Consider the following 14,361-nt stretch of genomic DNA (forward strand, 5'->3'; position numbering starts at 1 on the left):
TACATTCACACAACCCCTATCTGTGAATCCGGAGTACGCGCATGGCCCACCTGCTGGACACCATGGACGATGAGGTCCCCATCACCTACGGGCAGTTCATGCTCCGTGGCGTGAGCGGGCTCCAGGGCGTCGACACCCGGGTCCACCTGGCCGAGCTCGACCGTCAGGTCTACCTGTACGCGAGTGCCGAGCACAGCCGCGTCAGGGTGGAGGTGTGGGACGCCCCGCCGCCCCCGTGGGAGGGACACGGCAAGCTCGTGGCCGACGCCCGGTGCGTCGCGGAGACCGGGGTCGTGGCCGTCACGCCGTACATGTCCGCCGCGTCGGGGCGCAGCGTGCTGATCGGCCCCGCCTTCTTCGAGTACGGCCTGCACCTGTACGCGCACAACGCCGAGCGGCTGCTGCGCTTCTGGCCCATCAGGGACGTGTTCGACCCGGCCCTGCACCTGCGTCCCGACGGCATCGACGCGGACGCCAAGCCGGTGGAGACGGCCGAGGCGCGCTCGGCGCTGGGCGACTGGGTCTCGACCAGAGTGCTCGGCTCGGCGGAGCCGCCCGCGCCGCCCGCCCCGCCGAAGGCGGAGGAGGACTGGCCGCTCGACCATGAGCACGAGGTCAGGCTGGCCGAGCTGCTCGGTGACCTGCGGACGCGGCTGATGACGCGCCCGCCGACCTGGCTGCTCGACACCGACGAGGGCAACCGAAGCCGCTACCTCAACGAGCTGCGCAGCTCGGTGGCCATCGCCAGGAGGCTGAACCCTGACGGGCTGCCCACCTTCCAGCTCTCGTTCGGCGAGCTGGTGGAGCGCCCGCACCCGGGACTGAGCTACCGGCTGTGGCAGTGGCGGCCGATCGTCCCGCCCGCCGATCCGGTCTCCCTCGCGGAGAGCGGTCCGGCCTCCCTCCCGGAGAGCGGTCCGGTCTCCCTCACGGAGAGCGGGCCGGCGTCCCTCACGGAGGGGGAGGCAGCAGGGCGGGTCACCGGCCTGGAGCACGCCGGCCAGGACAGCGTGGACCGTGAGCACGCCGGCCGGGAGCACGCCGCCGCCTTCGGCTCGGCGATGGCCGCCACCGGCCGCCCCGAGTCCGCGACACCGGGGACAGCCCACTTCGAGCCCGCGCGCACCGTGACAGGGCACTCCGGGACGGGGCGCGCCGAGACAGGACGCTCCCCTGCCGAAGGGGCTCAGGCGGAGTCCTTCGGGACCGGCCGCACCAGGGCCGAGCACAACGGCAGCACGGCGACCGGGACCGCCGCACCCGGCGGGGCCGTCGCGGAGAGCGCGACGTCCGAGCCCGCGGCGCCCGGCGCGCCCAGGGAGCCCGAGACGCTCACCGCCGAACGGGAGGTGCGGGCTCAGGACGTGCTCCGCAGGCGTCGGCTGGTGACCGGTATCGTGACCGTGCTGCGTGAGGAGAACGGCGTCGTCGAGGTCCGCGACGCCGTACCGGCCGAGGTCGCCAGGGTCCTGGCCGCGGAGAAGGCGTGGGCCCTGGACTGACCGGCCGGCCCGCTCGTTGGGCCGGCGGGCCTGCCTCCTCTTCCCTGCGCCGGCGGGCCTGGCCCGCCCACCTCGTGGGCTGACCGGCCCGCCTACTCGCTGGCCTCGCCCTTGGCCCTGATGAGGGACTCGAGCTCGGCGGTGGCGCGGCGGGCGCGGGCCTTCTCGCTGCCCTGGATGCCCATCGCGCCCACCGTCATCCCGTCGGAGAAGTCGATCTTCGGCCACGGGTCGCCTTCGAGCAGCGTGACGTCGAGCACCTCGGGCCAGGTGTAGCGGTGGGTGCGCAGCGCGTTGACGAGGGTGATGCCCTCCTCGTCCGCCTCGACCCTGACCCTGCCGAGGCGGTGCAGCACCCACGCGACCGCGCACCCGAAGGCGACGATCATGATCTTGTCGGGGAGCTTGAAGGGCTCCGAGATCAGCAGCGCCATCACGATCGCGCCGACGACGATGAGAGCCGCGAAGCCGTAGGCAACGTATCTCGCCCTGACCGGCCGCCAGGTGAGGGGCAGGGACGGGGGGTTGACTTGCTCTGGCATCTCGGCTCTCGCTGGTTGGGAGGGGTTCAGTCGACCATGGAAAACTATCGCAGCCCGCGCAGCAGCAGCGCCGTCTCCAGCGCCGCGACCGTGGACTCGTAGCCCTTGTCCTCGAGGCTGTCGGGCAGCCCGCTCCTGGCGAGCGCCTGGTCGAGGGTGTCGCAGGTGAGGACGCCGTTGCCGACGGGCGTCTCCTCGTCGAGCGAGATCCTGGTGAGTCCCGCCGTCACCGAGTCGCAGACGTAGTCGAAGTGGGCCGTCTCGCCGCGGATCACCGCGCCGAGCGCCACCACCGCGTCGTGCCTCCTGGCCATGGCCTGGGCCACGACCGGGATCTCCAGCGAGCCCGCCACGCGCACCACCGTGGCGTTCGCGCCGCTGTCCTGGGCGGCCTGTACGGCCCGCGCGACCAGCTGGTCGGTGATCTTCCCGTGCCAGCTGGCCGCCACGATGCCGACGCTCAGCCCTTCCGCGTCGACCGACGTCGCCGTCGGCCTGCCCTCTCCGCTCACAGCTCGTGCCCCAATCGCTCGCGCTTGGCCCTCAGGTAGCTCTCGTTGTACGGGTTCTCGGCCGCCGGCAGCGGCTCGCGGCCCAGCACCTTGATGCCGTAGCCGTCCATGCCGCGCAGCTTGGCCGGGTTGTTGGTGAGCAGCCTGACCGACTTGACGCCGAGGTCGGCCAGCATCTGCCCGGCGTTGGAGAACTCTCTCGCGTCGACGGGCAGGCCGAGCTCCAGGTTGGCGTCGACGGTGTCGCTGCCGTTGTCCTGCAGGCTGTAGGCCCTGAGCTTGGCCAGCAGGCCGATGCCCCTGCCCTCGTGTCCGCGCAGGTAAACGACCACACCGCGGCCCTCCTTCGCGATGGCCGCCATCGCCTGGTCGAGCTGCACGCCGCAGTCGCAGCGCAGCGAGCCGAACACGTCGCCGGTCAGGCACTCGGAGTGGGCGCGGACCAGGACGTTCTCGCCGTCGCCCAGCTCGCCGAGCACCAGGGCGACATGCTCGCCGCCGTCGAGGGCGCTGGCGTAGCCGTAGGCGCGCCACATGCCGTGCGTGTTGGGCAGCCTGGTCTCGGCGACCCTCGTGACCATGCTCTCGGTGCGCCGCCGGTGGTCGACGAGCTGCTCGATGGAGATGAGCGCGAGATCGTGCCGGTCGGCGAAGGCGCGCAGCTCCGGCAGCCTGGCCATGGTGCCGTCGTCGTTGACGATCTCGGCCAGCACGCCCGCGGAGCTGAGCCCCGCCATGCGGGCCAGGTCGACGGCGGCCTCCGTGTGGCCCCGCCTGGCCAGGACGCCGCCCTCGTGGTAGCGCAGCGGGAAGATGTGGCCCGGCCGTACCAGCTCCTGTGGCTCGGTGGCGGAGTCGGCCAGCGTCCGGATGGTCCTGGCCCGGTCCGCGGCGGAGATGCCGGTGGTGACGCCGTCGCGGGCGTCGACGCTGATGGTGTACGCGGTCCGCATCCGCTCCTTGTTCTGGACCACCATGAGCGGCAGGCCCAGCCGGTCGAGCTCCTTGCCCTCCATCGGCACGCAGATGACGCCGCTGGTGTGGCGAATGGTGAAGGTCAGCAGCTCCGGCGTGGCCTTCGCGGCGGCGAAGATGATGTCGCCCTCGTTCTCGCGGTTCTCGTCGTCGACGACCACGACGGGCCTGCCCTCGCGGATGTCGTGGACGGCCCGCTCGACCGAGTCGAAGAGGATGCTCATGCCGGCACCGCCGCCGTCTTCGCCGACCTGTACTGCTTCAGCCAGCTGCGGAAGCCGAGCAGGACCAGCACGAGGAAGATCGCGTAGACCGCGCCCGAGACCACCAGGCCCGAGGTGAACGCCAGCGGCACGCCGACCAGGTCGACCAGGACCCAGATCCACCAGAAGTCGATCAGCGCCCTGCCCTGCGCGAACGTGGCCACCGCCGAGCCGACGAAGATGTAGGCGTCGGGCCACGGCGCCCACGAGATGTTCAGGCCCATCGAGTTGAGCCACGTGAACAGCAGCGCGACCACGACCGTGCCGGCCAGCATGGTGCCGATCAGCGTCGAGCGCTCCACCACGGTGGCGGGCCTGACCTCCAGACCGCCGTCGTCGCGCCTGCCCTTGGTCCACTTGTACCAGCCGTAGACGGCCAGCGCGCCGAACAGCACCTGCTTGAGCGCGTTTCCTGTGATGTGGGCGTTGACGGAGGCGATGAACAGCAGCACCGCGCCGGTGAGCTGCACCGGCCACGTCCACATCGACCTGCGCATCGCCAGCACCACGGTCGCCAGGGCGGCGATGTTGCCGATCAGGTCCGTCCAGTAGACGGGCGTGCCGAAGACGGTGAAGTCGCCGCTCACTTGGTCACCACCAGCTTCTCGACGTACTTCGCGATCACGTCCACCTCGAGGTTGACCAGGTCGCCCTCGGCCCTGTCGCCCAGCGTCGTCAGTTCGAGCGTGGTCGGGATGAGGCTGACGCCGAAGCTCTCCTCGTCCACGGTGGTGACGGTCAGGCTGATGCCGTCAACGGCGATCGAGCCCTTCTCCGCCACGTACCTGTTCAGCTCCTCCGGCAGCGAGAACCGCACGTCGTCCCATCGTTCGCCGGGCTCGCGCGACAGCAGGACGCCGGTGCCGTCGACGTGGCCCTGCACGATGTGCCCGCCAAGGCGCTGGTCGGCCCGTACTGCCCGCTCCAGGTTGACCCGCGCGCCGCTCTCCACGCTCCTGAGCGAGCTTCTCCTGAGCGTCTCCCTCATCACGTCGACGGTGAACACGTCGTCCTCGACGTCGACGACCGTCAGGCACACGCCGTTGACCGCGATCGAGTCGCCGTGCTTAGCGTCGGAGGTGACGACCTTGCCGCGCACCGACAGCCTCGCCGCGTCGCCCTGGTGCTCGACCGCCACGATCTCGCCCAGTTCTTCCACAATTCCGGTGAACATCAGTTCTCCTCAGTCGCGGGGCGGGCGGTGATCCGCAGGTCCGTCCCGATGGGGGTTACTTCCTCGAAGACCAGCCGGTGGGTGTCGGCGATCGTCCGCACGCCCGCCTGTCCGAGCGCGGCGCTCCCCGAACCGAGGAGCGCGGGCGCCACGTAGGCGATGACACGGTCGACCAGCCCTTCCCTCATGAAGGAACCAGCGAGGGTCGCGCCGCCTTCCAGGAACACGCTGACGACTTCCATGCGGGCCAGCTCGGCCAGCAGGGTGTGCAGGTCGAGGCCGCCTTGTGGGGACCGCGGCAGGCGCAGGACGGGGACCTGGAGGCCGGTGTCGGCGTCCTCGGCGACGGCGACGAGGGTGGGCGCCTCCGCGGACAGGACGCCGGCGTGCGCGGGGGTGCGCGCGTCGGTGTCGACGACCACCCGCAGCGGCTGCCGTACCGCGCGCCCCGAGGGGCCCAGGCCGCGAGCCGCCAGACGGGAGGCTCCGGGGCCGGAGAACGCCGCCCCGGACACCCCGCCGGGCTCGGATGACGTCGCACCGGGCCTGGGTGGTGAAAGCGGGGCGGGGCGGGCGGTGAGGCGGGGGTCGTCGGCCAGCACGGTGCCGATCCCCGCGATGATCGCGTCGGACTCCGCCCGCAACCGGTGGACGTCCGCCCGCGCCTCGGGCGAGGTGATCCACTGGCTCGTGCCGTCCTCCGCCGCCGACCTTCCGTCGAGCGTGGCGGCGAACTTCCACGTCACGTGGGGCCGGCCCTTGCGGATGAACGTGAGCCACTCGGCGTTGCCGCGCTCGGCCTTCTCGGCCAGCAGCCCGACCTCGACCCCGACCCCGTGCGCGCGCAGCTGCTCCGCCCCGCCCGCGGCCTGCGGGTTGGGGTCGGGAACGGCGATCACCACCCTGGCGATCCCCGCCTTCAGCAACGCCTCCGAGCAGGGGCCCGTGCGTCCGGTGTGGGCGCACGGCTCGAGCGTCACGTAGGCGGTGCCGCCCCTGGCGCGCTCACCCGCCTCGCTCAGTGCCACGACCTCCGCGTGCGGTCCGCCCGCGTAGGCGTGGAAGCCCTCTCCCGCGTGCGCTCCCGACGCGTCGACGATGACGCAGCCGACGACCGGGTTGGGGCTGGTGGTGCCGCGTCCCATCGCGGCCAGCCTGACGGCCCTGGCCATGTGCAGGGCGTCGTCGCTCTCGGGGATTTCGGGTACGGCAATGCCCGGCCTTGACTGGGCGGGTTCGTCCACCCCCGGACCTCCTACTCGCCAGTAGCTCTCAGCTACGGCGGGCCCCGGGGATGACAGGGTGCTGCGACGCATGCACCACAGAGGCGCCCGGTTGGACACCGGACACCCGCGCGCTTCCTCCCATCCGGACTTTCACCGTCGGTCCCGGAATTTCACCGAGTCAACCGGCCGATGGCATCGGCCGGGTCGCGGACTGTCACCGCCGGTTCGGATTTTCACCGACCCCGGAGCACGCTAGCTCTGTTCTCGTCCAGTGTGCCATGCCCGAAAAGCCCGGCGCGACCACCCCCGCCAACAAACCCAAACAAACGCTTGGTCAGTGCCCCGCCGCCGCCCGAGCAGCGTCTCTTCGGAGGGCGGCGCCACGCGCCGGAGGGCCCGCCAGGCCCGGCGGGCCCTACAGACCGTCCGGACATCACGCCACCACGCCCGGCGCACCACACGGACGCCCGGATGCCGGGCCGCCACGACCCGGCGCCGCCGGACAGGCGTCACGCCGCCATGAGGCGGCGGGCGCGGCGGGCGGCGGGGGCGTAGCGGACCTGAGCCGGCACGAACCCGATCCCAGTGTGGAGCGCCCGCAGCGACGCGGTCGCCCACAGATCGCCCACCGGCGTCGCCGGCAGCCCGTACAGCCGCCGGGCCCACCGCGGCAGCGTCGCGAACGCCAGCAGCGTGAGCGCGGGCAGCATCGGCTTCAACGGCGCGAGGTACAGCGGCAGCGGCGCGTTGAGCGACATCCGCAGCGGGTGGGCCGCCTCCGGCACGAAACGCAGCCCCGGCCGCGCGGCGCCGATGTAGTCGCGCAGTTCCGCCACCGACCCCGGCACGTCCGCGGGCGACAGCCCGACCACCTCGGCCGCCGACCGCCATTCGGCGACGAACCTGTCGGCCTCGTCGTCGGTCAGCCGCACCCCCGCCCTGCGGGCCACCGACAGGTAGGAGTCGACCTCGCCGACGTGCACCCAGCGCAACGCCTCGGGCTCGTCGAGACGGAAGCGCTCGCCGGTGTCGGGGTCGAGCGCCGTCAACGTGGCGTGGATCTTCCTGACCCTCGCTCCCGCGCGGGCGACCTCGGCCCGCGTGCCGTACGTGCGGACCCTGACGAACTCGGTGGTGCGCAGGAAACGCGACCACGACTCGGCGGGGTCCATGAGCGCGGAGTTCTGCAGCACTCCGCGCATCGCCCTGGGATGCAGGCCCTGCATGAGCAGGGCGCGGAAGCCGCCCACCAGCAGGATGGGCTCCCCCATCACCCGCCAGGTCACCGATTGCGGCCCGAACAGCCCGTGATCCTCCATAAGTGTTTAATTACCCCACAACCATGATCCTATGTCTGGGGTTCGTCGGGTTCGTGTCGCGATTCCGTGACGAGCCGTCCCACACGCCGCCGATTGTCGCTCCAATTCGCCGGTGCGGCAACGGGAAATAGCGCCTCGAATACGTCCACGTTGTTCGACAGAATCGTTAAAGAAGGCGCGGGCATTGATTTATCCGGGTCGCTGCTGCGAACGTGCGAACGAGGCACAAAGATCCGGGAGCACCCCCATGACCATCCCGACCCAGGCGCTCGACGCCGCCGCCATGACCCCGATACCCCAGGCCGTGGGCCGGTCGCCGGGCCAGTTGATGTGGCTGCGCTTCAAACGCGACCGCACCGGCGTCGCCGCCGCGCTGGTCGTCGCCTTCTTCTTCCTCGTCGCCGTCTCGGCGCCGCTCATTTCACTCGTGTACGGCAGGGACCCGTACACGCTTTATGGCCAGGAAAGCCCCGGACTGCTCAACGACTTCGGTTATCCGGTGCAGCCGAACGGGGGCGTGAGTTCGGCATTCTGGTTCGGGATCGAGCCCGGTCTCGGCCGTGACGTGTTCACCCAGCTCGTCTACGGCATCAGGACCTCCCTGCTGATCGCGGTGGTGGCCACGCTGCTGACCTCGCTGCTCGGAGTGGTGCTCGGGATCGTCGCGGGATACGCGGGAGGACGGGTCGACTCGCTCATCGGCAGGGTGATCGACATCGTGCTGTCCTTTCCCGCCGTGCTGTTCACGATCGCGTTCATGCCGGTCGTGGAGAACCTCTTCGTCAGGCCCGACGAGCAGACACCCGTGTGGCTGCGCGCGGTGACACTTGTCGTCGTCCTGACCGCGTTCGGCTGGGCGGGGCTGGCCAGGCTGCTGCGCGGGCAGGTGCTGACGCTGAGGGAGCGGGAGTTCGTCGAGGCGGCCAGGGTGACGGGGGCCTCGCCCGCCAGGGTGGTGTTCAGGGAACTGCTTCCCAACCTGTGGACGCCGATCCTCATCCAGTCGACGCTGCTGCTGCCCGCCCTGGTGACGGCCGAGGCGGCGCTGTCGTTCCTGGGCGTCGGCATGATCGAGCCGATCCCCGACTGGGGCCGCATGTTCCTGCGCGGCACGGAGGTCTACCAGAACGACATCACCTACCTCGTCTTCCCAGGCGTCGCGCTGCTGGCGTTCGTGGTCGCCTTCAACCTGCTCGGCGACTCGGTCCGCGACGCCTTCGACCCGAAGATCAAACGATAGGAGAGACATGTCCGTCCGCACGGCCATCGCCGTACTCGCCGCCGCGGCCCTGGCGCTCACCGGCGCCTGCGCGCCGGGCAACCAGGGCGCTCCCCCACCGGGGACGAGCCAGCAGACGGCGCCCCCGGCCGCCGCCTACACCCCGCCGACGATCTCGGTCGGGACCGCGGACGACTCCAAGGGCCCTGCCATCGAGCCCGAAGGCGTCGTCAAGGGCGGCACCGTCACAATGATCGACAGGGACGACTTCTCCCATCTCGACCCCGCCCAGATCTATGTCAACACCGAGGCCAACTTCGGCCTGCTCATCCATCGCGGACTGACCGGCTACAAGCGGGTGGCCAAGGGCGACTACAAGCTCGTCGGCGACCTGGCCACCGACGCGGGCACCGCCTCCGACGGCGGCAGGACCTGGACCTTCACCCTGAAGGACGGCGTGAAGTGGCAGGACGGCGCGCCGATCACCTCGGCGGACGTGAAGTGGACGATCGAGCGGATGTTCGCCCCCTTCATCACCCAGGGGCCGACCTACATCCAGCAGTGGCTGACCCAGGTGGACCACCGCGCGGCCTACGAAGGGCCCTACGGCGGCAAGGAGCTCGACGCCATCGAGACGCCCGACGACAAGACGGTCGTCTTCAAGTTCACGTCACCGCACGCCGACGCCAACTACGCCTTCGCCATGGCCGGGTACGGCATCGTGCCCAAGGCCAAGGACACCAAGGAGCAGTACGACAAGGAGCCCGTGGCGAGCGGGCCGTACATCATCAAGTCCCACGTCGTCGACAAGTCCTACGAGCTGGCCCGCAACCCCCAGTGGGATCCCGCCACCGACCCGATCAGGGGCGCCTACCCCGACGGGTGGAAGCTGGAGTTCGGCCAGGAGCCGTTGCAGATCACCGACCGGCTGGTCGCCGACGCGGGGGCCGACCAGCAGGCGTTCACCTTCTACGCGATCACCCCGCCCGAGCGCCTGCAGCAGGTGCTGGGCGACCAGAGCCTGGCCTCGAGGCGGATGATCAGCCCGTCGCCCTACGGCAACTACTACTACTTCAATCTCGACAGGGTGAAGGACGTCAAGATCCGGCAGGCGATCAACCACGCGTGGCCGGCCAGGCAGATCCAGCAGATCGAGGGAGGGCCGCAGGCGGCGGCACTGCCGACGACGATCCTCAACGAGAACACCACGGTCGGCTACCAGTCCTATGACGTGTTCGGCAAGGGCGCCAAGCCCGAGGGTGACATCGAGAAGGCCAAGCAGTTGCTGGCCGAGTCGAGCGATCCCACGCCGACCATCGTCTACGCCTACAACCAGACCCCCCTGCAGGAGCGGGTGACGGTCGCGATCAAGAACGCGCTGGAGAAGGCGGGCATCAAGGTCGTCACCAAGCCCATGGACCGCAAGACCTACTACGACTCCATCGGCCTGGTGAAGAACGACTTCGACCTGTACTGGGGAGGCTGGGGCGCCGACTGGGCCTCGGGCTCGACGGTCCTGCCCGTCATCTTCGGCCCCGTCGCCGACGGCGCGCCGAACTACTCCCACCTGAACGATCCGGCGCTCAAGACCGAGATGAAGAAGATCTCCGATATGCCCGACATCGACGCCCAGAACGCCGCGTGGATGGCCCTCGACAAGAAGATCCAGGAGACGATCACGCCGCTGGTCGTCGCCGAGAACCGCATAGCGACGATGCTGCACGGCTCCAAGGTCGGCGGCGCGGAGATCGACCCGCAGCAGTGGATCGTCTCTCCCAACACCATCTTCGTGAAGCCGTAGCGCCACGCCCCGGGCGCTCCCGCGCCCGGGGCCCGCCCGCCGCAGGAGATCCCCGTGCTCCGATTCCTCGTCCGCCGCTCCATCACGACCCTGGTCACGCTGGTGATCATCTCGGCGGTGACGTTCTTCCTGTTCTTCGCCCTGCCCTCCGACCCCGCGAGCCTGGCCTGCGGCAAGGTCTGCCCGCCCGAACTGCTCGCGCTCGCCAGGCACAACCTCGGCCTGGACCAGCCGGTCGTGGTGCAGTTCGTCACCTGGCTCGGCGGCGTCTTCGCCGGGCGCGACTTCCCCGGGCTCGGCCACTGTCCCGCCCCGTGCCTCGGCTACTCCTTCGTCAACCGCGCCCCGGTGTTCGAGACGATCATCGATCGGCTGCCCGTCACGATCTCGCTGACGGTCGGCGCGGCGGCGATCTTCCTGACCTTCGGCGTCGGCACCGGCATCCTCGCCGCGCTGCGTCACGGCCGGCCCCTCGACAAGATCGCCAGTGTGGCCTCGCTGATCGGCGCCTCGGTGCAGATCTACTTCATCGGCACGCTCGCCCTGTATTTCCTGGTCTACCAGGGCAAGCTGCTTCCCGTCCCGAGCTACACCCCGATCACCCAGAACCCGCTGGCATGGGCGCAGGGACTGCTGCTGCCCTGGGTGGTGCTGGCGATCATCTTCACCGCCAACTACACGCGGATGACCCGCTCGACGATGGTGGAGAACCTGGGCGAGGACTTCGTCCGTACGGCCCGCGCCAAGGGCATGCCGGGCCGTACGGTCGTCCTGCGCTTCGCGCTGCGCGGCACGCTCATCCCTGTCGTCACCATCTTCGGCGTCGACCTCGGCACGCTCATCGGCGGTGCGATCATCACCGAGACCACGTTCGGCCTGCAGGGCATCGGCCGCCTGTCGGTCCGCGCCGTCACCTACTCCGACCTGCCGATGCTGATGGCCACCGTGCTGGTCGCCGCGGGCGCGATCGTGGTCATGAACGCCGTGGTCGACGCCCTCTACGCCGTCATCGACCCGAGGGTGAGGCTGACCTAGTGTTCCTCCACGTGCGCGATCTCACCGTGGACTTCCACACCGAGGACGGCGTCGTCCACGCCGTCGACGGCCTGTCCTTCGACGTGGAGCGGGGCACCACGCTGGGCGTCGTCGGCGAGTCCGGCTCGGGCAAGTCGGTGACGAACCTGGCCGTGCTCGGCCTGCACGACCCGCAGACCTCGCGTGTCTCCGGCCGGATCGTCTTCCAGGGCCGCGACCTGCTGGGCGCGCCCCGCTCGACGATGGAGCGGCTGCGCGGCAACGAGATCGCCATGATCTTCCAGGACCCGCTGACGTCGCTCTCGCCGTACCACACGGTGGGGGCGCAGATCGCCGAGGTCTACCGCAGGCACAGGGGCGCCTCCAGGTCCGCCGCCTGGGAGCGGGCCGTCGAGATGCTCGACCGGGTCGGCATCCCGCAGCCGAGGACCCGGGCGCGGGAGTTCCCGCACCAGTTCTCCGGCGGCATGCGGCAGCGTGCGACGATCGCCATGGCGCTGGTCTGCGATCCGGCGCTGCTCATCGCCGACGAGCCGACCACCGCGCTGGACGTGACCGTGCAGGCGCAGATCCTCGACCTGCTGCGCGACCTGCAGGAGCAGACCGGCAGCGCCATCATCCTCATCACCCACGACCTGGGCGTGGTGGCGAGCACCGCTCATCACGTGCTGGTGATGTACGCGGGCAGGGCCATCGAGCGCGGCACGGTCCGCGAGGTTCTGCACGACCCCCGCCACCCCTACACCTGGGGTCTGCTCGGGTCGATGCCGAGCCTGCGCCGCCCGGTGACCGAGGAACTCGTGCCGGTGCGCGGCACGCCGCCCAGCCTGATCAACGTGCCACCGGGCTGTCCCTTCCACCCCCGCTGCGACTTCGCCCCGCTGGCCGGACCGCGGGTGTGCTCGGGCGAACGGCCTGAGCTCTCCCCGCCCCGCGGGCACAGCGACGCCTGCTACCTCACCTCGAAGCAGAAGCAGGAGGTCCGCCCATGACGCTGCTGGAGCTGTCGGGGCTGCGCAAGCACTTCCCCGTCAAGGGCGGCTTCCTGGTCAGGCGGCAGGTCGGCCAGGTGCACGCGGTGGACGGCATCGACCTGTCGATCCAGGCGGGGCAGACGCTCGGCCTGGTCGGCGAGTCGGGGTGCGGCAAGTCGACCGCGGGACGGCTGGCGGCCAGGCTGCTGGAGCCGACGGACGGCCGGGTCGTCTACGACGGCCGCGACATCAGCCACGCGGGACGGCGTGCGCTGAAACCGATCAGGCCGGACATTCAGATGATCTTCCAGGATCCGTACGCGTCGCTCAACCCCAGGCACACGGTCGGCTCGATCGTGCGCGGCCCCATGGACATCAACGATCTCCACTCGCCGGGCACGCGGGACGCCAAGGTCCGCGAACTGCTGGAGACCGTCGGGCTCAACCCCGAGCACGTCAACAGGTTCCCGCACGAGTTCTCCGGCGGCCAGCGGCAGCGGATCGGCATCGCCCGCGCGCTGGCGCTGGAGCCTCGGCTGATCGTCGCGGACGAGCCGGTCTCGGCGCTGGACGTCTCCATCCAGGCCCAGGTCGTCAACCTGCTGCGGCGGTTGCAGCGGGAACTGGGGATCGCGTTCCTGTTCATCGCGCACGATCTTGCGGTGGTGCGGCACTTCTCGCAGCGGGTGGCGGTGATGTACCTCGGCAAGATCGTGGAGATCGCGGACAGGACGTCGCTCTACGAGCGGCCACGCCACCCCTACACCCACGCCCTGCTGTCGGCGGTGCCCGAGGTGGAGGTGGACGGCGCCCCGAGGGAGCGGATCCGGTTGCGGGGCGACGTCCCCTCGCCGATCGACCCGCCGTCAGGCTGCCGGTTCAGGACCCGCTGCTGGAAGGCCCAGCCCACGTGCGCGGTCGAGGAACCGCCGCTGGTCCGGCTGCCCGGCAACGGCGAGGGCCACCTCACCGCCTGCCACTTCCCCGAACCGCCGCCCGGCAGTCCGGCCGCCTGAGGAGCCCGCGCCCATGCGGGGCCACTCCCCGGCCGCCCCGCCCGGGCCCGGCGCCGGACGGACGGCAGGACGGGAGAGCGTGAACCGCTCCCGCCGCCCTCCGACGCCCCGGGAGCCTGGCGTCAGCCGGTGTGGGGGGTGGCCAGTTCCCTGAGCCTGTCGATCGCCGAGGCGGGGTCGGCCGCGCCGTAGACGGCGCTGCCGGCCACGAACACGTCGGCGCCCGCCTCGGCACAGCGCTCGATCGTGTCGGCCGTGACGCCGCCGTCGACCTGCAGCCAGATCTGGCCGCCGTGCCGCTCGACCAGCGAGCGCGCCCTGCGGATCTTCGGCAGCACCATGTCGAGGAACTTCTGCCCGCCGAACCCCGGCTCGACCGTCATCAGCAGCAGCATGTCGATCTCGCCGAGCAGGTCCGCGTACGGCTCGACGTCCGTCGCGGGGTTGAGCGCGAACCCGGCGCGGGCTCCCGCGGAGCGGATCTGGCGCAGCGTGCGCACCGGCGCCTTGGCCGCCTCGGCGTGGATGGTGACGCTTCCCGCGCCCGCCTCGGCGTAGGCGGGCGCCCACCTGTCCGGGTCGGTGATCATCAGGTGGCAGTCGATCGGCGTCGAGGTGGCCTTGAGCAGTGCCTCGACGACGGGCAGACCGAGGGTGAGATTCGGCACGAAGTGGTTGTCCATGACGTCCACGTGCAGCCAGTCGGCGTTGGGCACGCGGGCGGCCTCGTCGGCGAGACGGGCGAAGTCCGCGGACAGGATGCTGGGAGAGATCTGAGCGGCCATGATGGCCCCGAGTGTAGT

The 14,361-nt window shown here is 70.7% G+C and carries 14 protein-coding genes and 1 riboswitch; of the genes, 6 read left to right on the forward strand and 8 right to left on the reverse strand.

Annotated elements, in window-relative coordinates; translation table 11 throughout:
* The first annotated feature begins 41 nt into the window (after positions 1-41).
* A complete protein-coding gene (locus tag ACFSKW_RS40715) occupies positions 42-1,502 on the forward strand; it encodes a hypothetical protein (protein WP_379579326.1) in 1,461 nt (486 codons plus the stop codon).
* Between the two features lie 92 nt (positions 1,503-1,594).
* Here the strand turns inward: ACFSKW_RS40715 and ACFSKW_RS40720 are convergent, their stop codons facing one another.
* From ACFSKW_RS40720 to ACFSKW_RS40750, 7 genes are all read right to left on the reverse strand, one after another.
* Entirely contained in the window at positions 1,595-2,044 is a 450-nt protein-coding gene (locus ACFSKW_RS40720) for a PH domain-containing protein (protein ID WP_379579328.1), read from the reverse strand.
* Between the two features lie 44 nt (positions 2,045-2,088).
* On the reverse strand, positions 2,089-2,556 hold the full coding sequence (ribH, locus tag ACFSKW_RS40725; protein WP_379579330.1) for a 6,7-dimethyl-8-ribityllumazine synthase: 468 nt from the start codon (positions 2,554-2,556) through the stop codon (positions 2,089-2,091).
* Positions 2,553-3,755 carry a bifunctional 3,4-dihydroxy-2-butanone-4-phosphate synthase/GTP cyclohydrolase II gene (locus ACFSKW_RS40730; RefSeq protein ID WP_379579332.1) on the reverse strand — a complete coding sequence of 401 codons (1,203 nt, stop codon included), beginning with the start codon at positions 3,753-3,755 and terminating at the stop codon, positions 2,553-2,555. The genes ribH and ACFSKW_RS40730 overlap by 4 nt, the downstream gene beginning before the upstream one ends.
* Positions 3,752-4,381, reverse strand: coding sequence for a nicotinamide riboside transporter PnuC (gene pnuC / locus ACFSKW_RS40735; protein ID WP_379579334.1), 630 nt, complete (start codon positions 4,379-4,381; stop codon positions 3,752-3,754). Before pnuC ends, ACFSKW_RS40730 begins: the two co-directional genes overlap by 4 nt.
* Positions 4,378-4,968 carry a riboflavin synthase gene (locus ACFSKW_RS40740; protein WP_379579336.1) on the reverse strand — a complete coding sequence of 197 codons (591 nt, stop codon included), beginning with the start codon at positions 4,966-4,968 and terminating at the stop codon, positions 4,378-4,380. The genes pnuC and ACFSKW_RS40740 overlap by 4 nt, the downstream gene beginning before the upstream one ends.
* Entirely contained in the window at positions 4,968-6,212 is a 1,245-nt protein-coding gene (gene ribD / locus ACFSKW_RS40745; RefSeq protein ID WP_379579339.1) for a bifunctional diaminohydroxyphosphoribosylaminopyrimidine deaminase/5-amino-6-(5-phosphoribosylamino)uracil reductase RibD, read from the reverse strand. The genes ACFSKW_RS40740 and ribD overlap by 1 nt, the downstream gene beginning before the upstream one ends.
* Positions 6,213-6,318: 106 nt before the next feature.
* Positions 6,319-6,449: riboswitch (FMN riboswitch) on the reverse strand.
* A gap of 254 nt (positions 6,450-6,703) precedes the next feature.
* Entirely contained in the window at positions 6,704-7,513 is an 810-nt protein-coding gene (locus tag ACFSKW_RS40750) for an oxygenase MpaB family protein (protein ID WP_379579341.1), read from the reverse strand.
* 247 nt (positions 7,514-7,760) lie between these two features.
* On the opposite strand from ACFSKW_RS40750, the gene ACFSKW_RS40755 reads away from it, so the two are divergent.
* Genes ACFSKW_RS40755 through ACFSKW_RS40775 form a run of 5 tightly spaced genes read left to right on the forward strand, consistent with a single transcriptional unit; the run spans position 7,761 to position 13,558 of the window.
* Positions 7,761-8,753, forward strand: a complete 993-nt coding sequence (locus ACFSKW_RS40755; protein ID WP_379579343.1) for an ABC transporter permease — start codon at positions 7,761-7,763, stop codon at positions 8,751-8,753.
* A gap of 7 nt (positions 8,754-8,760) precedes the next feature.
* Complete coding sequence (locus ACFSKW_RS40760) at positions 8,761-10,533, forward strand: ABC transporter substrate-binding protein (RefSeq protein WP_379579345.1); 1,773 nt, start codon at positions 8,761-8,763, stop codon at positions 10,531-10,533.
* A 54-nt stretch (positions 10,534-10,587) separates the two neighbouring features.
* Positions 10,588-11,568: an ABC transporter permease gene (locus ACFSKW_RS40765; RefSeq protein ID WP_379579347.1), complete on the forward strand. Its 981-nt coding sequence runs from the start codon at positions 10,588-10,590 to the stop codon at positions 11,566-11,568.
* 11 nt (positions 11,569-11,579) lie between these two features.
* Positions 11,580-12,560 (forward strand): ABC transporter ATP-binding protein, encoded by a 981-nt coding sequence (locus ACFSKW_RS40770; protein ID WP_379579349.1) that lies wholly within the window; start codon positions 11,580-11,582, stop codon positions 12,558-12,560.
* Positions 12,557-13,558, forward strand: a complete 1,002-nt coding sequence (locus tag ACFSKW_RS40775; protein ID WP_379579351.1) for an ABC transporter ATP-binding protein — start codon at positions 12,557-12,559, stop codon at positions 13,556-13,558. Before ACFSKW_RS40770 ends, ACFSKW_RS40775 begins: the two co-directional genes overlap by 4 nt.
* A 122-nt stretch (positions 13,559-13,680) precedes the next feature.
* Here the strand turns inward: ACFSKW_RS40775 and rpe are convergent, their stop codons facing one another.
* Positions 13,681-14,343, reverse strand: a complete 663-nt coding sequence (gene rpe / locus ACFSKW_RS40780) for a ribulose-phosphate 3-epimerase (RefSeq protein WP_379579352.1) — start codon at positions 14,341-14,343, stop codon at positions 13,681-13,683.
* Between the last annotated feature and the right edge of the window lie 18 nt (positions 14,344-14,361).

This window comes from Nonomuraea mangrovi (genome assembly GCF_042681425.1).
Taxonomy (GTDB): Bacteria; Actinomycetota; Actinomycetes; order Streptosporangiales; family Streptosporangiaceae; genus Nonomuraea; species Nonomuraea mangrovi.